The organism is Cupriavidus yeoncheonensis (assembly GCF_905397275.1).
Taxonomy (GTDB): Bacteria; Pseudomonadota; Gammaproteobacteria; order Burkholderiales; family Burkholderiaceae; genus Cupriavidus; species Cupriavidus yeoncheonensis.
In genome coordinates this window covers 263,705-287,182 of sequence record NZ_CAJPUY010000009.1, presented here as the reverse complement: position 1 = coordinate 287,182, position 23,478 = coordinate 263,705, and the positions used below count along the sequence as shown (strand labels likewise).

General features: G+C 67.0%; 12 protein-coding genes. 7 read left to right on the top strand and 5 right to left on the bottom strand.

Annotated elements, in window-relative coordinates:
- Positions 1-571 precede the first annotated feature (571 nt).
- Complete coding sequence (locus KHO22_RS14850) at positions 572-721, top strand: hypothetical protein (RefSeq protein WP_211947901.1); 150 nt, start codon at positions 572-574, stop codon at positions 719-721.
- Between the two features lie 536 nt (positions 722-1,257).
- On the opposite strand, the gene KHO22_RS14845 is transcribed toward KHO22_RS14850, so the two are convergent.
- On the bottom strand, positions 1,258-2,154 hold the full coding sequence (locus KHO22_RS14845) for an AraC family transcriptional regulator (RefSeq protein WP_211947900.1): 897 nt from the start codon (positions 2,152-2,154) through the stop codon (positions 1,258-1,260).
- 104 nt (positions 2,155-2,258) lie between these two features.
- Here KHO22_RS14845 and KHO22_RS14840 point away from each other — a divergent pair, with 104 nt between their 5' ends.
- Together KHO22_RS14840 and KHO22_RS14835 are read left to right on the top strand one after the other, a co-directional pair.
- A complete protein-coding gene (locus KHO22_RS14840; protein ID WP_211947899.1) occupies positions 2,259-3,002 on the top strand; it encodes an SDR family oxidoreductase in 744 nt (247 codons plus the stop codon).
- 132 nt (positions 3,003-3,134) lie between these two features.
- A complete protein-coding gene (locus tag KHO22_RS14835) occupies positions 3,135-3,566 on the top strand; it encodes a hypothetical protein (protein ID WP_211947898.1) in 432 nt (143 codons plus the stop codon).
- 98 nt (positions 3,567-3,664) lie between these two features.
- On the opposite strand, the gene KHO22_RS14830 is transcribed toward KHO22_RS14835, so the two are convergent.
- Positions 3,665-4,384, bottom strand: a complete 720-nt coding sequence (locus tag KHO22_RS14830; RefSeq protein ID WP_211947897.1) for a Crp/Fnr family transcriptional regulator — start codon at positions 4,382-4,384, stop codon at positions 3,665-3,667.
- Positions 4,385-4,740: 356 nt separating this feature from the next.
- Here KHO22_RS14830 and KHO22_RS14825 point away from each other — a divergent pair, with 356 nt between their 5' ends.
- The 3 genes from KHO22_RS14825 (at position 4,741) to KHO22_RS14815 (ending at position 16,244) form a co-directional block, all read left to right on the top strand.
- Entirely contained in the window at positions 4,741-13,257 is an 8,517-nt protein-coding gene (locus tag KHO22_RS14825) for a GH36-type glycosyl hydrolase domain-containing protein (protein ID WP_211947896.1), read from the top strand.
- Positions 13,258-13,468: 211 nt separating this feature from the next.
- Positions 13,469-14,593 carry a CaiB/BaiF CoA transferase family protein gene (locus KHO22_RS14820; protein WP_211947895.1) on the top strand — a complete coding sequence of 375 codons (1,125 nt, stop codon included), beginning with the start codon at positions 13,469-13,471 and terminating at the stop codon, positions 14,591-14,593.
- An 82-nt stretch (positions 14,594-14,675) separates the two neighbouring features.
- Entirely contained in the window at positions 14,676-16,244 is a 1,569-nt protein-coding gene (locus KHO22_RS14815) for a class I adenylate-forming enzyme family protein (protein WP_211947894.1), read from the top strand.
- A 67-nt stretch (positions 16,245-16,311) separates the two neighbouring features.
- Here the strand turns inward: KHO22_RS14815 and KHO22_RS14810 are convergent, their stop codons facing one another.
- The 3 genes from KHO22_RS14810 to KHO22_RS14800 form a co-directional block, all read right to left on the bottom strand.
- Positions 16,312-17,367, bottom strand: coding sequence for an MBL fold metallo-hydrolase (locus KHO22_RS14810; protein WP_211947893.1), 1,056 nt, complete (start codon positions 17,365-17,367; stop codon positions 16,312-16,314).
- 88 nt (positions 17,368-17,455) lie between these two features.
- Positions 17,456-18,598, bottom strand: coding sequence for an acyl-CoA dehydrogenase family protein (locus KHO22_RS14805; RefSeq protein ID WP_211947892.1), 1,143 nt, complete (start codon positions 18,596-18,598; stop codon positions 17,456-17,458).
- Between the two features lie 37 nt (positions 18,599-18,635).
- Positions 18,636-19,406, bottom strand: coding sequence for an enoyl-CoA hydratase/isomerase family protein (locus tag KHO22_RS14800; protein WP_211947891.1), 771 nt, complete (start codon positions 19,404-19,406; stop codon positions 18,636-18,638).
- A gap of 231 nt (positions 19,407-19,637) precedes the next feature.
- Between KHO22_RS14800 and KHO22_RS14795 the strand changes: the two genes are divergently transcribed.
- A complete protein-coding gene (locus KHO22_RS14795; protein ID WP_211947890.1) occupies positions 19,638-23,375 on the top strand; it encodes a LuxR C-terminal-related transcriptional regulator in 3,738 nt (1,245 codons plus the stop codon).
- Positions 23,376-23,478 lie beyond the last annotated feature (103 nt).

Here is a 23,478-nt window from a genome sequence, read left to right as displayed (position 1 = left end):
ACAGACAGATTCAATTCCTCCATTCGTCGTTACGTAGCACAGCTAAAAGTAGACAGGCCCGCATACTGATTTGGTTGCTCCGCAACCGACACTACTAGATGGGGCTTGTCGAATCCGGGCCTTCTACGCGCCCACGCGCATGCAGGACTATGCCGGAAACATCCGGCGGATAGAAGTTTGTGATGGCCAACAGCCCTCACGCAACGATGACCCGGAACTTGAAACTGACAGCAACACGACATCCTGTCGCTTTGAGCAGAATTTAGTGGACCATTGTTAGCGAAAAACCTTGACTCACTTATCATCATAGAAGTCAGTATGACTCCCCTGAGGGCAAGAAGGCTGGCCCGCCGCGAGGAATCAAACGCGGGTTAGCATGACTGCCAGAGCCGCACAGTGTGGACAGTGCTGTGAAGCGTCAAGACATTATTTCTCGACGCTGGAAGTCGCACGTCCCTGTGGACGGCTTCTGGTCGGTCAGCGTGTACGATGCGACCGGATACTTCGCGCCCAATGTGCAGGGGGCCTACACCATCAACAGCCTGACGGCGAAGCGGGGGGCGACGGCACGGTGTCGATCCGCGTCGGCGAATGCGGGCCGGACAGCCCGAACTGCATTCCAGTCACGCCGGGGTGGAGCTACATGGTGCGGTTCTACCTGCCGCGCGCGGAGATCCTCGACGGGCGGTGGGAGTTTCCCGATGCGCTGCCGGTGCCGTGAGCGGACGCCATCAGCAAAAAGAGGGTTCGCTTCTTACGGGCAGAGTGTCCGCACGACTTCCGAAAGCCGCCGTGCCTGCTGCAGGATTTGGGGGGCGGATATGGCTCGGTAGTGGCCGAAGATCAGGCCAGCCCTACCACCCCGCTACCGCCCTGCACGTTGATCTCCCCGCATATCGAGCACGCTCGTGCCCAGGCCTTCCTGGCGCGCCAGCTATTCCGGACAAGCATAGCCGCCACCCGGTTGCCTCGAATGGTTCGGCTTTGGCAGGCCACATGCATATCCGGCCAGTATCAACGCCAGGGCCACTGAAATGGCGGTGCGCACGGCGTTTTGCATGGTTTCGCATTCGTGAATGAGGACGGCCGAATATAGAGGCAGCCCAGTGCGCGCTCGCATACTAAATTCTGGGGAGCCGGAATCCCTTTTGCATCCCGGCCTGTGTCGCAAGGGGCGTCGGCGAGTCGCCGCATCGCCGCATCGCCGGGAGGCTACGCGCAACTAGTCGCAAAAAGCGACGCAATCAATCGAGCGCTTCAGTCACTGCGGCCATACCGGCTCGGCGACTGCCCTACGCATCGGCTGAACGCCACGCTGAAGGTGCTTGTCGACCCGTATCCGACGCGCTCGGCAACCTCTGCGACGGGCAGCTTCTCATGCCGGAGAAGCTGCTTGGCGATCTCCATGCGCCAACCCAACAGATACTCCATTGGCGCCACCCCCACCGCGCGTGTGAAGCGGTCATAAAACGCCGAGCGCGACAGCGCCGCCACACTCGCCATCTCTCCGACCGTCCACGCGTGGTCCACTTGGGCATGGAGTTGCTTGAGCACCGATGCCAGGCGCTCATCTCCCAGCCCGCGCAGCAGGCCCGGGGGTGCGCCGCCGCCTGCCGTCAAGCGCATCGCTTCGATGAGCAGCATGCCCACCAGGCGCGAGAGCATGAATTCGCTGCCCGGCTTCTGGTCTTCGTACTCTTCGCCAACCATCTGCACTAGCTGTGCCAATCGCGCCGAGCCTTGCACATGGACCACCGACGGCAGCAAGGACACCAGGAGTCCGGGGTCGGCGCGGTCGAACATGAACGCGCCGCCCAGTGAACGCATATCCGGTGCCCCGTGGATTTCCCCATGGCGCAGTTCGCCTCTGCCTCCAGCCACGACCTTGGGGTCAATGAAAACCGGTGGCGCCGGCGAAAAACTGGAAATCGTGAAGCCCGGCGTCGTCGGCAACAGGACGAAATCGCCCTCGCTGATGGTAATTGGCTCGTGCCCGTCAACGGCGAGCAGGCAGCTCCCCTCCAGGACGATACAGAAGCTCGGTTGGCCATACTCGGAATAGCGGACGGCCCAACTACCCTTGCCGCTGATGACATTGGCAAAGACAGCCCGTGGCTGCAGGAGCCGGACAATTTCAGTCAACGGATCGCTCATGGAAAACCGGATGAATACTAAATAAATGAGGACGAATCAGCGTAGATCATCCGATCATCGTGCCATATCGTTACCCCTACATCAAACCTACCGGAGTGAAAGTGATGAAAACCGTTCTGGTTACCGGCTGCTCGTCGGGCTATGGCCTGGAAATCGCACGCTACTTCCATGCGCAAGGCTGGCATGTCCTTGCCACGATGCGCGAGCCACGGGAAGGCTTGCTGCCTCCGTCCACCCGGATGCGGCTTCTGGCGCTGGATGTCACCCAGCCCGAGAGCATCGCTGCGGCGATCAAGACCGCGGGCCCCATTGACGTGCTGGTCAACAACGCAGGCATCGGCGTCGTAGGCGCATTCGAGGCGACGCCCATGGCCACTGCCCGCGAGGTGTTCGAGACCAACACGTTTGGCGTCATGGCGATGATGCAGGCGGTGATTCCCCAGTTCCGGGAGCGAAAGGCCGGCGCAATCGTAAACGTGACCTCCAGCGTGACGCTCGCGGCCATGCCTCTGGCTGGCGTGTACACCGCCAGCAAGGCGGCTGTCGAGGGCCTGACCGGCTCAGTGGCCCACGAGCTCGCGGCCTTCAATATCCGGGTCAAGCTGGTCGAGCCGGGCTACGCCCCCACCACCCGTTTCACCGAAAACGGCACAGCACGCATGCAAGGCCTGATCCCCGAGTCCTACGTCGCCTTTGCGCAACCCATCTTCGCGGCGTTCGCCAAACCGGCCGCCGTGACTAAAGAGCGCGACGTGGCCGAAGTTGTGTGGCAGGCCGCGAACGACACCTCGCAGCGGCTGCGCTTCGCGGCCGGCGCAGACGCGGTCGCGCTTGCCGCACTCCGCTAGACCTTCGCCTTGAAGATGGGGCCGACCTCCTCGGGACAGCCTCGCAGGCGACGACCAGTTCGTTGTCGAGTGTGCAGGCTGTGGCGACGCGGAAAACTGTTCCAGGCGGATGGTGCGCGCAGAACTTATGGCATGGATACGCTGAATATCCGGGCGTTTCGGTACGCTGGCGGACAGCACCCCGGGGCAGGCCTGAGCTATACATCCATTGAGAACAAAAATCAGCGCCGATGGGATGCACCGAAAATCTGTACTTTCACGTGTCGAGCCGGCCTCTTTGGAAAGGTGAGGAATATGTCTGACGACTGTCCCGGTACGATCATCGTGACTTATCACTGCAGCCCTCGGGACTGGTATTTTGCAGAGGTTGATCCCGAAGCGGGCATCTGCCGCTTTGGCCCGTTCGACAGCGAACATGCAGTCCATGAGGTTCTCGCTGTCATTTACATTGACACCCCGCATCTTGAAGTCATCGACGCCCTGGCCGACTACGACGACGTCACGATCTGGCGCACGGCAACAGGAGCCAGCGCAGCCCCTGCGCGTCAGGCATCGCCCGGCTGAACCGCTATCGCGAACAGCTACTCTGGGACGCGCAATACATACGCCCATGGCGTGGTAGCGGCTTGGATGCAGCGTGGCTCCTCAGGGAGGCCCTTCGCTCAAATCTTCGATATGTCCGGCAACAGCCGCTCGAACTCCCGCTTCACGACTGCGTAGCACTCGCATACCCGCTTCTCCAATCCTGCCCGGTCGAGTACAGCGATATGCCCGTGGCTGTAGCGAATCAGGCCCGCGGCCTGGAGCTTCAGTGCGGCCTCGGTCACGCCGGAGCGCCGCACCCCGAGCATGTTGGCAATGAGCTCCTGTGTCATCGTCAGGTCGTTGGAGGGCAGCCGGTCAATGCTCAGCAGCAGCCATCGGCACAGTTGCTGGTCGATGGAGTGATGGCGATTGCAGACCGCTGTCTGCGCCATCTGGGTGATAAGGGCCTGCGTATAGCGGAGCAGCAGGTGCTGCAACGGCCCGCCGCGCACGAATTCCTGTTTCAGGATCGCCGCGCTCAGGCGGTATCCGTGCCCGGCGCTTTGCACGATCGCGCGGCTCGGGGTGGTTTCCCCGCCCATGAAAATCGCAATGCCCACCATCCCCTCGTTGCCGACGATTGCGATCTCGGCAGACGCGCCGTTTTCCATCACATACAGCAGCGAAATGATCGAATCGGTCGGGAAATAGACCGAGCGCAGCTGATCGCCCGACTCATACACGACATGACCCAATGGCAACTCCACCAACGCCAGGTGTGGCGCAAGGCGCTCCCAGTCGGTCGCCGGCAGCGCGGCGAGAAGACGGTTGGACTTCGGATCATGCGTGATGCTCATGACTGCATCTCCCCGGCCAGAAGAGGTTGAGATCGATGACATCGGACTGCCCCAGAGCCGGACGCCGGACCACGGGACGGTAGAGGATCACTTGCGTCTTCAAATATAGATCGGCGGATCGGGCAGGCAAGTGTCGGAACGCGTACACGTATTCCAACTCGGCCCGGCCCGCCCGGACAATTGCGTGCCAATGGAATAAATGCCCCGATCCGTACGCCTGCGGACGGCATTCCCCTGCTCCCCGGGTCATAGTTCCCATGGTTGCCGCGTGCCTCAGGCAGGGTGACCAGGACGCCCGCGACACCAGCGGGACGATTGTCCATCCTCCCTTCCCGGACCACGGAGTGGTCCCATCCATGATCCTGAACCTGAGTCTTGCCTTCCCGCTGCGCCCGTTCGGCTCGCCCTCCGTGGTGCCGCCATGGGATAGCACGGCGCCGATACGGGAGGAGCTGTTCGGCATTGAACGGCTGGAACTGCACGCGCAAAGCCTCGCCACGGCCCAGCCGGTGACGGTTTCGCCCCGACGTGTGCGGTCCCTGCGCAGCCGCCTGAGCGAAAATGCAACCGCCCTGCTGGCCGCCTATCGGGCTAACGCCGCCCAGCTGGAAAGCGGGGCCGAGGTAGCGCCGGCCGCGGAATGGCTGCTCGACAACTATCACATCGTGGAGGAGCAGATCCGCGAGATCCGGGACGACCTGTCGCCCGGCTACTATCGCCAGCTCCCCAAGCTCGCGGAGGGGCCATTCGCAGGCTATCCGCGAGTCTTCGGGGTGGCCTGGGCCTTTGTCGCCCACACGGACAGCTACCTCGACCCCGACATCCTGCGCCGCTTCATTGCCGCCTACCAGCGCGTCCAGCCGCTGACGATCGGCGAACTGTGGGCAGTGGCGATCACGCTGCGCATTGTGCTGGTCGAGAACCTGCGCAGGCTCACCGGGCAGATCACCGCCGGGCGGGTTGCCCGTGCCGATGCCGATGCGCTGGCCGGACGACTGCTGGCCACAGGAGGTGCCAGCGCGGCGCTCGAGACCGATATCGCCGTGCGCGCCAGCACGCCACTGTCCGAGGTGTTTGCCGCGCAGCTTGCCAGGCGCCTGCGCGACCAGGACCCAAGGACCACGCCGGCGCTGGGCTGGCTGGAGGCGCGCCTCGGGTTGCAGGGCACTTCCGTCGATGAAGTGGTGCTGCACGCGCAGCAGCGCCAGGGCGCTTCCAACGTGACGGTGCGCAACATCATCACCAGCATGCGCCTGATTTCCGATATCGACTGGGCCGAGTGGTTCGAGAGCGTCAGCCTTGTCGACGCGCGGCTGCGTGCCGGCAGCGCCTTTGCGCAAATGGATTTTCCGACCCGCAATTTATATCGCAGCGCGATCGAGCAACTGGCGGGCAGCGCCTCATGCACGGAGCTCAGCGTTGTCGAGCTGGCGCTCGGCGGCACGCCAGGACTCCGCGCATCGGACGATGCGGACGAGGCCGAGCGCCGCTGCGATCCCGGCTATCACCTGATCGGCCCGGGCCGGCGCGCGCTCGAACGTGCCATCGGGTTTCGCGCCCCGCCCCGCCTGTGGATCAGCCGCTGCAGCAAGCACCTGGGCCTTGGCGGCTATGTCGGCGCGCTCGCGCTCGTCACGGCTGGCCTGCTGGCATTCGCGCTGTGGATGTTGCCGGCCGCCAGCCTGGCACCCGGCTGGCTTGTGCTGCTGGCGCTGATCTGGATCGTGCCGGCCAGCGAGATTGCCGCCACGCTGGTGAATCGCGCGCTTGCCGGGCGGCTGAACGCGACGATCCTGCCCGGCCTGGAACTCAAGGCCGGCGTTCCGCCCTCGCTGCGCACGCTGGTGGTGGTGCCAACCCTGCTGACCGGCGAGGCCGACCTGTGCGAGCAGATCGAACGGCTGGAGGTGCATCACCTCGCCGGCGCGGGTGGCGACCTGACCTTCGCCTTGCTCACCGATGGCGTCGATGCGGATCAGGAAGTGAAGCCCGGCGACGTCGCTTTGCTTGCCGTGGCCAGCACGGCGATCGCCCGGCTGAACCAGCGCCACGGCCCTGGTCCGACCGGCGACCGCTTTCTGCTGCTCCACCGCCGGCGCGTCTTCAATGCCGTGCAAGGCCGGTGGATGGGCTGGGAGCGAAAGCGCGGCAAGCTGCATGAGCTGAACCGCCTGCTGCGCGGCGCCAGCGACACGAGCTATGTGGCCGTCGACGGGCAAGCGCCCCAGGTGCCGGCCGGGGTGCGCTACGTCATCACCCTGGACGCCGATACGCGGCTGCCGCGCGACGCTGCGCTGCGGCTGATCGGCAAGATGTCCCATCCACTGAACCGGCCACGGTTCGATGCGGCCCGGCAGCGCATCGTGGGCGGCTACGGCATTCTCCAGCCGCGTGTCACGCCTTCGCTGCCGATCGGCCGTGAGGGGTCGCTTTTCCAGCGCGTCTTCTCCGGGCCGGGCGGCATCGATCCCTACGCGGCGGCGGCCTCCGACGTCTACCAGGATCTCTTTGGCGAGGGCTCCTTTACGGGCAAGGGCATCTATGATGTCGATGCTTTTGAAGCTGCCCTCAGCGGCCGGGTGCCGGAGAACACGCTGCTCAGCCATGACCTGTTCGAAGGGGTGTTCGCACGTGCCGGGCTGGCCTCCGACGTTGAGGTGGTCGAGGAGTTTCCCGCGCGCTACGACGTGGTGGCCAGGCGGCAGCACCGCTGGACACGTGGTGACTGGCAACTGCTTGGCTGGATCTTCGGGCACCACAAGGGCATCCACACGGTGCCGGCCATCGGCCGCTGGAAGATGCTGGACAACCTGCGCCGCTCGCTGCTCGCCCCCCTGCTGTTCGCGAGCCTGGTGCTGTGCTGGTTCCTGCCCTGGCCGGCGGGGCCAGTGGGAACTATCCTGCCGCTGTCTGCCCTGGCCATTCCGGCCGTCCTGCCCGGCATCCTGTCCGGCCTGCGGCACCGTAGCGGCATGCGCCTGCGCAACCATGTGCAGGCGCTGCTCGCAGACCTGCGGCTAGCCGCCACGCAGATTCTGCTGGGGCTGGCCTTCGTGCCTGACCAGGCCTGGCGCACGGGTGACGCCATCGCCCGGACGCTGGCACGGCTGTTCTACACGCACCGCTATCTGCTCGAGTGGACCACGGCTGCGCAATCCGCCACGCGCCCGCGGCTGGACCTGACCGGCTTTTACCGGCTGATGGTCGGCGGCACCCTGCTTGCGCTGTCGATGGCCGCCGTCGGCGTGGGACTGTTGCCGTCGTCGTGGCCGCTCGTGCTGCCCTTTGCGCTGCTATGGCTGACGGCGCCAGCCCTTGCCTTGTGGACCAGCCGTGCGCCGGCCGTCGGGCGCCGGCTCACCCTGCCGGAGGCCGACGCGCTTGCGCTGCGCCTCACCGCGCGCCGCACCTGGCGCTTCTTCGAAACCTTCGTCACGCCGGCGGACAATATGCTGCCGCCCGACAACTTCCAGGAGACACCCAGGCCCGTCGTGGCGCACCGGACCTCGCCAACCAATATCGGGCTCTACCTGCTGTCGGCCATCGCTGCGCGCGACTTCGGCTGGGCCGGCACCACCGAGACGGTCGGGCGCATGGAAGCGGCGTTCGCCGCCATGCGCAAGCTGCCGCGCTACCGCGGCCACTTCCACAACTGGTACGAGACACAGGGCCTGCAGGCGCTGCATCCCGCCTACATTTCGTCGGTCGACAGCGGCAACCTCGCCGCGCACCTGATCGTGGTCGCGAATGCCTGCGAAGAATGGGCAATCGCCCCTGCGCCAGATCCTTGCCACGGCCTGGCGGACACCGTGCGGCTGGCAGACGAGGCGCTGGCTGCGCTACGCCTTGCGCACAGCGGCCCCGGACGACAGCTCGGTGCAGTGCTGGCCGAGATCCACGCCCTGCTTGCCCGCTCGCTCTCCATGGCAACACGGGCACCGGCGCTCAGGCGACTCGCGCAGAAGACCGTCAGTCTGGTACATGACATTGCGTCCGCCGCCGGCGATGACAGTGTTGCCGACCTGGCCTTCTGGACCGACGCGCTGCAACGCGCCGTCACCGAGCATGAGCGCGATCAGCGGCAGCAGGCGGAAGCGCCGCAGGCGCTGGCCGCCAGGCTGACGGCGCTCGCGCACACTGCACGTGAACTGGCGCTGGCGATGGACTTTGCCTTTCTGCTCGATCCGGCGCGCAAGCTGCTGTCGATCGGCTATTCGCTTGCCGACAACCGGCACGATGCCAGTTGCTACGACCTGCTCGCCTCCGAAGCGCGGCTCGCCAGCCTGTTCGCCATTGCCAAGGGGGACGTGTCAACCTCGCACTGGTTCCGGCTGGGGCGCATGGCGACACCACTTGGCAAGGGCTCGGCACTGATTTCGTGGTCGGGCTCGATGTTCGAATACCTGATGCCGTCGCTGGTGATGCGCGCCCCCTCCGGCAGCCTGCTTGAACAGACCGCGCGCCTGGTGGTGGCGCGCCAGCAGGGCTACGGGCAATCGCTGGGGATTCCGTGGGGCGTTTCCGAATCGGCATACAACGCGCGCGACAGGGAATTCACCTACCAGTACTCGAACTTCGGCGTCCCCGGCCTGGGGCTCAAGCGCGGCTTGTCCGAGAACGCGGTGATCGCCCCTTATGCCACGGGGCTGGCGGCCATGGTCGATCCGCAGGCCGCGCGCGACAACTATCGTCGCCTGGCCGAACTCGGCGCCCTTGGACGCTACGGCTTCTACGAGGCGCTGGACTACACGCGCGCGCGCCTGGCGGAGAGCGAGACGGTTGCCATCGTGCGCAGCTTCATGGCGCACCACCAGGGCATGACCATCGTTGCCATCGCCAATGCCCTGCACGATGGCCGCATGCGCGAGCGCTTCCATCGCGAGCCGATGATCCAGGCCTGCGAACTGCTGCTGCAGGAACGCATGCCGCGCAACGTCGCTGTCGCGCATCCCCGCGCGGAGGAGGTGAAGGCCTCGGCTGCGGCGGTACTGACGCAGGACTCCGCAGTGCGGCGGTTCGCGGCGCCGGCATCCGGCAACCCGGTCACCCACTTGCTGTCCAACGGACGCTATGCGGTGATGCTGACCACCACGGGAATGGGCTACAGCCGTTGGCGCGACCTGGCCGTGACGCGCTGGCGCGAAGATGCCACCCGCGACGATTCGGGCTCCTTCATCTTCCTGCGCGATACGCAAAGCGGCGTCACCTGGTCTGCCAGCGCGCAAACGGGCACCGATGGCAAGCACGCCGGCGAAGTGGCCTTTGCCGAAGACTGCGCCGAATTCGTGCGACACGACGGCAGCCTGACCACCATCCTGGAAGTCCTGGTTTCCGGCGAGGACGACGGCGAGGTCCGCCGCGTATCGCTGGTCAACAACGGACGCCGCCCACGTGAGATCGAACTGACCTCCTACGCTGAAGTGGCGCTCGCCACGCGCGCGTCTTATGACGCGCATCCGGCCTTCTCCAGGATGTTCATCCAGACCGGGCACCTGCCGGAGTCCGGCGCGCTGACCGCAACGCGCCGCCTGCGCTCGCCCGCGGAGCCACCCGTGTGGGCCGCCCACTTCAGCGTGGTGGAAGGCGACCTTGTCGCCAATCCGCAGTATGAGTCCGACCGGGCGCGCTTTCTCGAAGACGGTCGTGCGCCCGCCGCGTGCGCGGTCGTCACAGCCGGACTGCCGCTCTCGAATACGGTCGGCACCGTGCTCGACCCGATCTTCTCGCTCAGGCAGCGTGTGCGGATTGCGTCCGGGGGCAGCGCGCGGGTAGCCTTCTGGACCGTCATTGCGTCGTCGCATGCCGATCTGCTGGCCCTGATCGACAAGCACCAGGACCGCAACGCGTTCGACCGGGCCAAGACGCTGGCCTGGACGCAGGCCCAGGTCGAGCTTCGCCACCTTGACGTCGACGCGGCGGAGGCGGCCGACTTCCAGCGTCTGGCCGCCCCGCTGCTCTATGCCGACGCCCGCTTCCGGGCCCCGCCGGACGCCATCCTGCGCGGCGCGGGTCCGCAATCGGGACTGTGGCCGCTGGCGATTTCCGGCGACTTGCCGATTGTTCTCCTGCGCATCGACGAGATCGAGGACATCGTCCAGGTGCGCCAGTTGCTGCGCGCCCACGAGTACTGGCGCATGAAAGGGCTTGGCGTCGATCTGGTCATCGTCAACGAGCGCGCCTCGTCCTATCTCCAGGACCTGCAGATAGCGATCGAGACCGCGGTTCGCAGCAGTCATTCGCAGAGCCAGACGGGCGAGGAATCGGTGCGCGGATCGGTATATACCTTGCGTGCCGACATGATGGCTCCCGAAACCCGCGCCCTGCTCCAGTCGGTCGCGCGCGTCGCGCTGATTGCCCGGCGTGGCCCGATCGCGAACCAGCTCGCCCGCCTGCCCGCCGCGCTCGCCCCGCTTCCCATACCCGTCCGGCGCCGCAAGTCCGCGCCACTGCCAGTGCCGTCGGTGCCCCGGCTCGAATTCTTCAACGGGCTGGGCGGCTTCGACCAGGACGGGCGGGAATATGTGGTGGTGCTGAACGCCGGCCGGTCGACCCCTGCGCCATGGATCAACGTGATCGCCAATCCCGGCTTTGGCTTCCAGGCGTCGGCCAGCGGCAGCGGCTACACCTGGGCGGAGAACAGTCGCGACAACCAGTTGACGCCGTGGTCCAACGACGCAGCCACGGACCCGTGCGGCGAGGCCATCTATGTTCGCGACGAGGATACCCACGAGATCTGGAGCGCCACCGCGCAACCGATCCGGGACAACGGCAGCTATATGGCCCGCCACGGGCACGGCTACAGCCGCTTCACGCATGAGGCCAACGAGATCGGGCTGGCGTTGCTGCAGTACGTTCCGCTGGACGATCCGATCAAGATCTCGCGCCTGACGCTGCGCAATCTCTCCGGCGTCCCCCGCCGCCTTTCCGTGACGGCCTATACGGAATGGGTGCTGGGCACCTCCCGGGGCGCCTCGGTGCCGTTTATCACGACGGCGCCGGACCCAACCACCGGCGCTCTCCTGATCCGCAATCCGTGGAGCACGGCGTTTGCGGGTCGCGTGGCCTTTGCCGATCTGGGCGGCAGGCAGACCGCCTGGACCACGGACCGCACCGAATTCCTTGGCCGGAATGGCGGCCCTGAAGCGCCTGCGGCGCTGCTCCGCGAGGCGCCCTTGTCCGGCGCGACCGGAGCGGGCCTGGACCCCTGCACGGCCTTGCAGTGCCATGTCGAGCTCGCCGCCGGCGAGACTGTCGAAGTCGTCTCGTTCATCGGACAATGCGCCTCGGCTGCTGAAGCCAGCGCGCTGCTTGCGCGCTATCGCAAGACGGATCTCGACGACGTGCTGGCGACCGTGACCCGGCACTGGCGAGACCTGCTTGGCGCGGTACAGGTCAGGACGCCGGACCGGGCCATGGACATCATGCTCAACGGCTGGCTTCTCTACCAGACGCTTGCCTGCCGCATCTGGGCGCGCTCGGCCTTTTATCAGGCAAGCGGAGCGTACGGCTTCCGCGACCAGTTGCAGGACGGCCTGGCGCTCGCCCTTGCCAGTCCCGACGCAGTGCGGCGGCATCTGCTGCGCGCCGCCGGGCGGCAGTTCGCCGAAGGCGACGTTCAGCACTGGTGGCTGCCGCACTCCGGCCAGGGCGTGCGGACCAGGATCTCCGACGACCGTGTGTGGCTGGCGTTCGCTACCGCCAGCTACATTGCCGGCTCGAACGACACTGAAGTGCTGGACGAGATGCTGCCGTTCCTGGAAGGCCGACTGCTGGACCCTGCCGAAGCCGACGCCTTCTTCCAGCCGATGGTCTCGGATGTATCGGCCTCGCTGTTCGAGCATTGCGCACGCGGCATCGACAGTTGCATGGCGCTGTCCGGCGAGCACGGGCTGCCGCTGGTCGGCGGCGGCGACTGGAACGATGGCATGAACCTAGTCGGGGCCGGCGGCAAGGGCGAGAGCGTCTGGCTGGGCTGGCTGCTGCTACGTACCCTCGTCATGTTCGCGCCGCTGGCGCAGACCCGCGATGCCGGGCGCGCAAGCCGCTGGCGCGCGCATGCGGCCTTGCTGCGCGAGGCGCTGGAGCGGGAGGCCTGGGACGGCGACTGGTATCGCCGCGCGACCTTCGACGACGGCACCTGGCTGGGCTCCAGAGACCGCGAGGAATGCCGGATCGACGCCATTGCACAGTCCTGGGCCGTGCTGTCGGGCGCGGCCGACCCAGTCCGTGCCCGCGCAGCGATGGCCTCGCTGGAAAAATACCTGGTGCGCCGCGAGGACGGGCTGGCGTTGCTGTTCACGCCGCCCTTCGACAAGGGCACCCTTGACCCCGGCTACATCAAGGGCTACCCGCCCGGCCTGCGCGAGAACGGCGGGCAGTACAGCCATGCAGCGATGTGGGCAGTCCTCGCATTTGCCAGGCTCGGCGAGGCCGACAAGGCCGTAGAACTGCTCTCGCTGCTCAACCCGATCAACCATGCACTGACACCGCTTGCGGTCGAGCGCTACAAGGTCGAGCCCTATGTGGTTGCGGCCGACGTCTACTCGCTGCCACCTCACACCGGCCGCGGCGGATGGACCTGGTACACGGGTGCTGCGGGATGGATGTATCGCGCCGGACTGGAAGGCATCCTGGGCATCCGAAGGGAGGGAGACCGCCTGGTCGTTGCCCCCTGCATTCCGGCCTCGTGGCCTGGCTTCAAGGCCACCGTCAACGTGGCGTCGACCCGTTACGAGATCAGCGTGGAAACGCGATTGCACCGCGCGGACGGCATCTCGCAGGCGCTTCTTGACGGCGCCGGCATCCCGTTTGCCGACGGCCTGGCCAGCGCCCCGCTGGATGGGGGCGAGCACACGCTGGTGGTCCTGCTTTGATGTCCTGCCGGCCTCCGCGCCGGCAGTGCCCTGCACCGGGCCTGATCAGCATGCCAACGACAGGGGTGGCCGCTTATGGAATTACGCTCCTCCCATGATGCAACACCTCGGGCACCCCTCGTCCCCCTCCGTGGGGGGCGCTACCTGTGCCGGACCGCTCTAACCTGCGGCCCATGTCGTCAATGCAAGAGCGGGATCGAGGGATCGAGGTATGGACAGGCGCACGCCACAACGCAAGGGCCCTCTCTCGGGCATCCGCGTACTCGAAGTAGCCGGGATCGGGCCAGGGCCCTTCTGCGGCATGTTGCTGGCGGATCTGGGGGCGGACGTGGTGGTGGTCGATCGCCCGCAGGCTGGCGAGGACGCGATCGACCTTGGCGCGGGCGCTATCTCGCGGCGGGGCAAGCGGTCGCTTGCCCTCGATCTGAAAGCCGAAGCCGGTCGCTCGACCATGCTGCGGCTTGTCGAGCACTGCGATGCGCTGATCGAAGGCATGCGGCCCGGGGTGATGGAACGGCTCGGTCTCGGGCCCGATACCTGTCTGCGGCACAACCCGAGTCTGGTCTACGGACGCATGACCGGCTGGGGGCAGGACGGTCCGCTTGCGCAGGCAGCGGGCCATGACATCAACTACATCGCCCTGTCCGGATCGCTGTGGTATGCCGGCCAACCGGGCGAGCCGCCGATGGCGCCACCAAGCCTCGTGGGCGACATTGGCGGCGGCGCCATGTACCTCGTGGCCGGCCTGCTGGCCGGGTTGCTGCAGGTGCGGGCCGGTGGTCCGGGGCAAGTGGTGGACGCGGCCATCGTGGACGGCAGCGCGCATATGACGTCGCTGCTGCTCGGCCTGCAGGCGGGCGGCCACATGCAGCGCGCGCGCGGGCGCAGCATGCTCGACGGGCCGCACTGGTATAACGCTTACCGCTGCGCGGACGGCGAATTCATCACAGTCGGCGCGCTGGAGCCCAAGTTCTACCGCGAACTCCGTGAGCGGCTTGGACTGGCGGACGACCCCGCCTATGCCACCCAGCACGACGCCGACCAGTGGCCCGCGCTGCGCGAACGGCTCGCCGCCCTCTTCGCCACCCGCGACCGCGCGACCTGGTGCGAACTGCTGGAAGGCACCGACGCCTGCTTCGCGCCTGTGCTGAGCCCCGACGAAGCAGCCGCGCATCCCCACCTGCGTGCCCGCGGGGTCTACACGGAGGCCGACGGCGTGCTGCAGGCGAGCCCGGCTCCGCGCTTCTCGGGGACGCCGGCTGGCATCCCCGGGCCCATCCCGCGCCGTGGCGAACATAGCGCCGCCGTGCTGGCAGACTGGCTCATCCGCCGCTAGAACAAAGAGACGGCCCAATTACGAACAGAAACACCCGAGGACAGGCTGCGCCAAGCGCCGCCCCGGGGGCATGGAGACCAACATGAGAATGAACTTCGCCAACCTGACCGCGCAGATCGCGATGCAGCACCGCGACCGCGAGGCGCTGGTCAACACTGAGCGCAACCGCCGCTTCACGCACGGCGAGCTGCACCGCTACACCAATCAGGTGGCGAATATGATCCGCGACCGCCTGAACCTGCGCCGCGGCGACATCTGGCTCTGCATCCTGGAGAACGACAGCCTTTCGCTGCTGCACGCCTGGACCGCGCTGAAAGGCGAGGCCGCCGCCTGCTGGACCAATTTCCGCGATGCGATCGAAGAGCACCGCTGGCAGGTCGACTTCATCCGACCCAAGGTCGTGTTCATCGAAAACAGCCTGATCGAGACCCATTATCCGATGCTGCGCGAACGCGGCATTACGGTGGTCTGCATGGACCCGCCCGCCGCGCCGCGCGAGGGCCTGCTCTGCTTCAACGACCTGCTCGAAGGCGTGCCAGACACCAACCCCGGCGTGGAGAGCGACACCACGCGCGACGCACTCATCTACCGCTTCACCGGCGGGACCACCGGCAAGAGCAAGTGCGCGCAGTACACGATGGACAACTGGCTCGCCAGCCGGGATTCCTTCTTCGCCGCCGGCGAGACCTGGATCGACCGGGACACGCGCTATCTGCACATGGCCCCCGTCAGCCACGGCTCGGGCCTTGGCCTGCTGCCCACGATGTTTCGCGGCGGCTGCACCGTCACGCAAAACGTGCCCGATATGCGCCAGTGGTGCCGCAATGTCGAGGCGCACGGCATCACTGTCGCGATGATGGTGCCGACGCTGCTCTATCGCCTGCTCGACTTGCCCGAGGCGACCGGCCATGACCTCTCCACTCTCGCCACCTGCTTCTACGGCGCCGCGCCGATGAGCCCCAACAAGCTGCGCCAGCTCCAGCAGCGGTTCGGGAATATCTTCGTGCAGGCGTATGGCTCGACCGAGTGCATTCAGCGCGTGGCGGTACTGACCAAAGCCGACCATGCGACGGCATCGGACGAGCGTCTCGGCTCGGCCGGCCGCGTGACCGGGCAAGCGGAGGTGGTGGTCATGGACGAAGCGGGCAAAGAAGTGGCGCCCGGCGTCACGGGCGAACTGTGGCTGCGCTCGCGGGCGGTGATCTCGGGCTACTTCGACAATCCGGAGGGCACGGCAGCGGAGTTCGAGAACGGCTTCTGGAAATCCGGCGATCTGGGCTATGTGGATGCCGACGGCTTCCTGTTCATTGTCGACCGCAAGAAGGACATGATCATCACGGGCGGCTTCAACGTCTACGCCAATGAAGTGGAGTCGGCGCTCAGCTCGCACCCGGCGGTGGCGTTGTGCGCGGTGGTCGGCGTGCCTGACGAGCAGTGGGGCGAGACCGTGCACGCCGAGGTGATCCTGCGCGACGGGTGCGAGGTCACCGAGGAAGCGCTGATCGACCACGTCAAGGCGACGATCGGGCGCTTCAAGGCGCCGAAATCGGTGGCGTTCGTGACGGAGATTCCGGTCAGCGTGGTCGGCAAGGTGCAGCGCCGGCAGGTACGCGAAAAATACTGGAAGGCGCATTCGCGCCGCGTGGCCTGATGGCCCTGGCGCCCCCGTCTCCCTTGCGGAAGCGCGTGCGAAGGGGGGGCGCTGGGGCTTCACCCGGTCACGGCTCGCGATACCACGCCACCCCATCGGCATCTTCCTGCGCGGCGATCTCGCCGCGGTACAGCAGATAACTCAAATACGCCATCGCCTCACCGGTAGCGAGGCAGTAGCGGGACAGCTCGTCCGGCGACACCGGTGCCGAGAACAGCGCGGCAAAGACATCGACCGCGCGCCTTGGCGCCATTAGCGCCCTGCGCAGCGTGTCCAGCTTGCGCTGGATGCCGGCCTCGAGCGCGGCCAGCCGCCCATGCAAACCGGAGAACGGCTCATTGTGCGCCGGCAGCACCAGCACGTCGCGCGGGACTTCGCGGCGCAGCTTGCGCAGCGACGCCAACCATTCTGCCAGCGGGTCCGCCTCGGGCTCGGACGGCTGCACCGAGACATTCGAGGAGATGCGCGGCAGCACCTGGTCGCCGGAGATCAGCAAGTTCAACCCATCGCAGAACAGGCAGGCGTGTTCGGGACAATGGCCGGAACCGACCACCACCCGCCATGGGCGCCCGCCGATGCTCAGGGTCTCGTCATCGCTGATGCGGCGGAAGCTGCCCGGCAGCGGAAAGACAAGGGACTGGTTGCGGCCATATGACGCCGCATGCGCCGCGATGGCATCGGCGCCCCACCCGGCGCGTCGGTAGAACGCCATCGCTTCCATTGACAACGTGCTCGTGCCTGCGTTCGCCGATGCCTGAGCCGAGAGGTATTCCAGTCGCGTCATCCACAGCCGCGCACCGGTGCGCCGCGTGAGCCAGCCGGCCATGCCGACATGATCGGCATGCAGATGCGTGACAAGCACGCGCCGCACCGGCCTGCCGCCCAGCGGACCGCTCAGCAGTGTCTCCCAGTCGCGCGCCACGCCGGGCGTGTGAATGCCGGTGTCGACCAGCGTCCAGCCGCCCCTGTCTTCCAACGCCCAGAGGTTGATCGCGCCGAGCGATGAACCTGACAGCCGCATGCGGATCCACATGACGCCGGGCGCCACCGCGCGGATGGAGCCGGAGTCGGGCGGGTCGCCGCAGGGATAGACAAGTTCGTCGATGGTGTCGGATGCCTCCATCGGTACCTCCCGATATTGCGAAATGAAATAAGCCGGCGCATGTTTCGCGCCGGCAAGGACGTGTCGGACCGGGTCTGCTCCGTCTCGCTCAGACGAACGCGGAAACCCCGGTCAGCCGGCGCGAGATGAACAGCCGCTGGATCTCGGTAGTGCCATCCGGGATCGGAATGATGATCGCCTCGCGCAGATACTTCTCGACCATGAACTCCTTGGTGATGCCATTGCCGCCGTGAAGCTGCACCGCCTCGCGGCAGGCCTTGACCGCCGACTCGGTGGCAAAGGCCTTCGCCATCGATGCTTCCAGGTCGCAGCGCACGCCGGCGTCGATCATGCCGAATACACGCTGGCACATCAGGCGCGACGCGTCGAGCAGCATGGCGATGTTGGCGATCTTGGCCGCCACCAGCTGGTGGCTGGCGATCACCTTGCCGAACTGCTTGCGCTCGGTGGCGTACGCGATCGAGTCTTCCAGCGCGGCGCGCATCAGGCCCACCGACAGCATGCCCACATGGCCACGCGCCATCTCGAACATCTTCATGGTGTTCTTCAGGCCATCGCCCTCGCCTTCGATCAGGTTGCTGTCGGGCACGCGGGTGTCACTGAAAAACACTTGTGCCGTCGACTGCGAATTCAGCGCGATCTTCTCGATGTTGCGGGTTTCGTAGCCGTGCTCCTTGCGGTCGACCAGGATGTGCGACAGGCCCTTCTCGCCCTTCATCGTGCAGATGATGAAGTCGGAATAGTGGCCGTTGGTGATCCACGTCTTTTCACCGTTGATGATGAAGTGATCGCCATCGCGGTCGCCGCGCGTGCGGATTTCGGCAACATTGGAGCCGACGTCCGGCTCGGAGATGCCCGCGCAACCGAACAGTTCGCCGGCCAGGATGCCCGGCAGATAGCGGTCGCGCAGTGCGGGGGGGGCCGACAGCAGGCGGCGCGCGACGCCGTTGTTGATCATCACGCAGATGCCCAGGTCGCACGACACGGCCATCAGTTCCTCGAACAGCATGCCCTGGGCCGTATAGGTCCATCCCATGCCGCCGTGCTCGACCGGGATGGTGCAGCCCGGCAGGCCGAACTCGGCGATCTGCGTGGTCAGTTCGCGCATCTTCTCCTTGGGGATGAAGCGGTCGCGATACTCCTTCACCACCGGCTTGATCTTTGCGTGCAGGAACTTGCGGAAGGCCTCGACGGCCAAGTTTTGGTCTTCGTCCGGGAGTTGGTATGGCATCGTATTACCTCATGTATTTGTTTGCTGCGCGGATGGATCAGTAGCCCTTGAACTGCGGCTGGCGTTTCTCGGCGAAAGCGCGCAGGCCTTCCTGGATATCGTATGAGCGCTTGTGGTCGCGCAGTTCCAGCAGTTCGTGGCGGATGGCGTCGGCGGTGCTCTTGTCGCACGCATTGGCGGCAACGCGCTTCATGCGGGCCAGCACCAGCGGGCTCTTGCCGGCAAGCTTGTCGGCCAGCGCCTGGGCGCGGTCGAGAAGTTCGGCGTCGGGCAGTACTTCGTTGACGAGGCCGCAGGTCTTCAGGTCGGCAGCGCTCAGCGTGTCGCCGGTGAACAGCAGGTAGCGGGCCACGTTGTCGGGCACCTTGCGCGGCAGCAGTGCCGCGCCACCACCGCCCGGGAATACGCCGAAGTTGGAATGCGCGTCGCCGAGCTTCGCGCTCTGCGCTGCCAGCACGATGTCGCACGACAGCACGATCTCCATGCCGCCGGCCAGCGCAATGCCGTTGACGGCAGCGATGACCGGCTTCGGGAAATTGCGCAGCGTGTCGAAGAACGCGACGATGACGTCGAGCGAATCCTTCTCGCCCGGCTGCAAGGCCGCGTGGCCCGCCTTCAGGTCGGCGCCGGCGCAGAACGCACGGCCGGTGCCGGTCAGCACCACCACGCGCACGGCGGGATCGTCGCGCCAGGCATTCAGCGTGACGGTCATCGACTCGACCATGTCGCGCGTCATGCTGTTGAGCTTGTCGGGGCGATTCAGCGTCAGCCAACCGACCGCGCCTGCCAGGGCTTGGGTCACATTCATCTCATTTCTCCAGGGTTCGATGTCTCGGTTGATGTTCGGTATCGCCACTGTACGAATCGACCCCGGGTGGTCGCACACCCCCTCGGGGGTGGTCCGAGCGGCGCACCCACCCCGCCAAGTCGCGCCTTGACCGCTATTTCGTCGCAGAGCGTTGCATCAAGACAGATTGTTATGCTCTACTTGCGCGGGACCGTCGCCCATGCAGGTGGCGACAGGCAAAGGGGAGACACGATGCGCGTTGCGGCGGAAGTGGTGCTGAGCGCCGGCGAGCGGGAAGCGCTGGGCGCGCTGGCGGACGCGTCCGCCGACCCTCGCCTTGTCCAGCGCGCGCGCATTGTGCTGCTTGCCGCGCAGGGAATGCCGAACAAGGACATCGCCGACGAACTCGGCCTGGGACGCGCGCAAGTGTCGCGCTGGCGCGAGCGCTTCGTACAGTCACGTCTGGCCGGGATCGAGCACAACCTGCCTCGCGGCGCGCCGCCGGTGAAGATCGATCTGGTCCGACTGGCGGAACTCACCGCGCAAGGCCGCCCCGACTCCCCCGAGCCGTGGAGCACCCGCAGACTGGCCGACGTGCTCGGCGTCAGCGCCGCGACCATTTCCCGTCATTGGAGCGCGGTGCAGGCCGGCGACAGAGGGCTGGCACCGGCCGACCTGCCGGATCTGTCGGGCCGACGGATCGAAATCGTCGGCGTCTATGTGCGTGGCGGCGAACATGCGCTGGTGCTGGCGAGTGGCGGTGCGGGCGCGCGCCCGCCCGCTTCGGACGACACCGGCGCACGGCGCGTAGGCATGACGGCCCTGCTCGACGCGCTCAAGACGCTCGGCAACCCCGAGGCCGATGAACCCGCAGACCAGGCCCACTGGCTCGCGTTCCTGCGCGGCGTCGAGCGCGCCGCGCCGGACGACGCCGCGCTCCATGTGCTGTGCGACAACTACGCCACTCACCAGCGCCCCCCGGTGCGGCGGTGGCTGGCGCGGCATCCGCGCATCCAGGCGCATTTTCCCGGCGCGTCGGCATCGTGGCTGCGCATGGTGCAGCGCTGGCTGCGTGCGATGGATACCGCCACGCTGCGCCATGCCATGCAGGCCGGCCCGGCAATCGTGGCAGCCATTGCCGACCACGGCGAGCGTCGCGAGGGAGGACGGCCGTTCCTGTGGCTCTCGTCCAGATTCGCTGTTCGCGGACAAGCCAGCGGCGCACCCGACAGCATGGGCGCGAGCGTCCGGGTGCCGGACCTCGAGGCCGCACCCGCCAACGCCGTTCCGCCCCGCGCCATCAGCATCGAACCGGCGAAGCTGGCGCCGCCGCGTCCGTCGCACCTGCTGTTCGCGCGCGACGCGCTGATGTCGCGCCTGCAAGACGCTCGCCGCCAGCGCTGCATCCTGCTGCAAGCCGCGGCCGGCAGCGGCAAGACCGGCACGCTGCTGGCATGGCGCCGCCTGCTGCTGGGCCTCGACTATGACGTGGCGTGGCTAACGCTGTCGCACGACGATAACTCGCCGTCCCGCTTCCTCGACAGCCTGAGCGCCGCCCTCGCGCAGACCGTGCCGGCTGTGGACGATCCCACGCTGTGGCCCGATCCGGTTGGTGCGGACGCGCTTGAACATCGCGTGATCCGCCTTGTCCAGGCCCTGGCGCAACATCCGCACGACCTCGTGCTGATGCTCGACGACTTGCGCCATATCGACGATCCGGACGTCTTCCGTGTGCTGCAATGGCTGCTCGACTACGCGCCGCCGAACCTGCACCTCGCCCTCGCTGCGCGCACCGCACCGCCGCTGTCGCTGACGCGCCTGCAAGCGCGCGGCCTGGCGACGGAAATCGGCATGTCCGACCTGCGCTTTTCGGCCGAGGAGACCGAGGCTTACCTCGCCGAGCAGGCAGAGGGCGCCCTGCCCGGCGACGCCGCCGAGATCCACCGCCTGACCGCGGGCTGGGTCACCGGCTTGCGGATCATCGCCAGCGAAATGCCTGGACGTCGCCATCCCGGCTGGCGCGACGCGAAAGCACATGCCATCGACGCCGTCGGCGACTATTTCGATCGCGAGGTGCTTTCCGCCCTGCCCGCTGCCGACGTCGAACTACTGGCGACGATGGCCATGTGCCAGCGCATCAGCGGCCCGCTGTGCGCCGACGTGCTGCGCGCTGTGGACGATGGCCCCGCGCTGTCGGCCCGCCTGGCCAGGCTGGAAGCAGGCGGCTTCGTGCTGGCCCGTACCGACGACGCAGGCGACGAAACGTGGTACCGGATACATCCGCTGTTGCGCGAAGTCCTGCTCGCGCGGCTCGCCGGTGTGCCGGAGGCCGTCGTGCAGGAACGCCACGGCGCAGCCTGCGCGTGGTTTCGCGCGCACGGCATGCTCGACGACGCAGTTCACCACGCCGTGCAGGCTGGCGATGTCGACGCCGCGGCCTGCATGGTCGAAGACTGCGCCTACGATCTGCTCGTCAAGGGTGAACTCAGCCGCCTCGTCGGCCTGCTGCGGCGCCTGCCCCTGGCGGAACTGCGCGCGCGCTTCGGCCTGCTGCTGGTGTCGGCCTACTACGCGATGTACACCTGCCAGTTCGACGTCGCGCACGAAAGCCTCGCGCGCATCGCCGCCCGGCGCAAGGCGCTCGACGGCCGGCAGCGCTACGCCGAGGCGCTGGTCCGGGCCGGCCTAGCGCTGCAGCAGGACGACCTCGACACCGTACTGGCGATGGTCCCGATCCTGCGCGACGGCATTCCGCCCGAAGCGGACGACTTCAGTTGGAACTGCCGCAGCAACATCCTCGGCTGGGCCTACGTCTACCAAGGGCAGTACGACCAGGCGCGCGCGGTGGTCGAAGAGGCCGCCGCGCGCGGCGCGGGCACCCGCAGCCGCTTGCTCGGCGACTGCCTCACCGCGATGAGCCTGACCGTCGAAGGACGACTGGGCGAAGCCGAACGGGCCGTGCGCGAAACGCTGGAAGCGTCCGGCGCGCGCGGGGCCGCCGCCATCGGCCTGTCGTCCATGAGCGCCGGTCTGCTGGCCGACATTCTCTATGAGGTCAATGACACCGAAGCCGCCGTGGCGCTGCTGGAGCCGCGCATGAACGTGCTGGAGCGCGCCTCGCTGCCCGATACGGTGCTGCACGCCTGTCGCGTGCTATCGCGCGCGCACTGGCTGGCCGGACGGCTATCGCAGGCCATCGCCGCCATCGACCGGCTCGAATCCTACGCCGGGCGCTTCGGCATCGACCGCCTGCTGGTGGAGGCTTACGCCATGCGGCTGCACTGCCACCATGCGCTCGGCGAAACGCAGGGTGCCAATACAACGTTGCGGCAACTGGACGCCATCGGCAGGCGCCATGCCGATGAGGCGACCGAGACCGCGCGGCGCGTGCAGTCTGTGGTCCGGCAAGCGCACGACGATGTGCTGTTCCAGACGTGCGATTTCGACGCCTTCGTCGCGCGGGCGACGCGGAAACCCGAACGCGCCTCCCTGCATCCGATGCACGCGGCCAGCCTGGAACTGCGGCTGGCGCTCGCGCAGCACCGGCTTGGCCGGCCGCAGCCCGCGCGCGACCATCTGCGCCGCGCGCTCGTCATCGGCCACCAGCTTGGTCTCGTGCGCACGCTGCTCGATGTCTCGCCCGACCTGTTCGGGCAGGTCGGCGCCCTGCTGGACGCGGCGCCGCTCGACCCGGTTCTCGACTTCTACGTCAAACGGCTGCGGGCCGAAGATGCCGGCGCTCCCAGCCGGGCAGCCGCGCAACCGGGCGCCGAGGCAATCGACCAGTTGAGCGAGCGCGAACGCGAAGTGCTCGAACTCGTCGCCCAGGCCATGCCCAACAAGAAGATCGCGGTGGTGCTCAACCTGGCGCCGGAAACCATCAAGTGGCATCTGAAAAACATCTACGCCAAGCTCGGCGTCAGCGGACGGGGCGGCGCGGCCGCCCGGCTGCGTGACCTCGCCGCCGCCAGGCCTCGCGCGCGGCGCTGACTCAGTTCGGGACGCATCCCGCTGCTGCGCAGAATCGTCGCTTCATCCGAAACGCGCGTGCCCGGCATCCCGCCCGCGCCACCCCCACCGGGGTGTGCCCTCG

Excerpts from the sequence above, each read along its gene's own strand:
- KHO22_RS14835 (WP_211947898.1), top strand. The coding sequence starts at position 3,135 with ATGGATACGCTGAATATCCGGGCGTTTCGGTACGCTGGCGGACAGCAC.
- KHO22_RS14805 (WP_211947892.1), bottom strand. The coding sequence starts at position 18,598 with ATGCCATACCAACTCCCGGACGAAGACCAAAACTTGGCCGTCGAGGCC.
- KHO22_RS14845 (WP_211947900.1), bottom strand. The coding sequence starts at position 2,154 with ATGAGCGATCCGTTGACTGAAATTGTCCGGCTCCTGCAGCCACGGGCT.
- KHO22_RS14830 (WP_211947897.1), bottom strand. The coding sequence starts at position 4,384 with ATGAGCATCACGCATGATCCGAAGTCCAACCGTCTTCTCGCCGCGCTG.
- KHO22_RS14795 (WP_211947890.1), top strand. The coding sequence starts at position 19,638 with ATGCGCGTTGCGGCGGAAGTGGTGCTGAGCGCCGGCGAGCGGGAAGCG.
- KHO22_RS14815 (WP_211947894.1), top strand. The coding sequence starts at position 14,676 with ATGAGAATGAACTTCGCCAACCTGACCGCGCAGATCGCGATGCAGCAC.
- KHO22_RS14825 (WP_211947896.1), top strand. The coding sequence starts at position 4,741 with ATGATCCTGAACCTGAGTCTTGCCTTCCCGCTGCGCCCGTTCGGCTCG.
- KHO22_RS14810 (WP_211947893.1), bottom strand. The coding sequence starts at position 17,367 with ATGGAGGCATCCGACACCATCGACGAACTTGTCTATCCCTGCGGCGAC.
- KHO22_RS14840 (WP_211947899.1), top strand. The coding sequence starts at position 2,259 with ATGAAAACCGTTCTGGTTACCGGCTGCTCGTCGGGCTATGGCCTGGAA.
- KHO22_RS14820 (WP_211947895.1), top strand. The coding sequence starts at position 13,469 with ATGGACAGGCGCACGCCACAACGCAAGGGCCCTCTCTCGGGCATCCGC.
- KHO22_RS14800 (WP_211947891.1), bottom strand. The coding sequence starts at position 19,406 with ATGAATGTGACCCAAGCCCTGGCAGGCGCGGTCGGTTGGCTGACGCTG.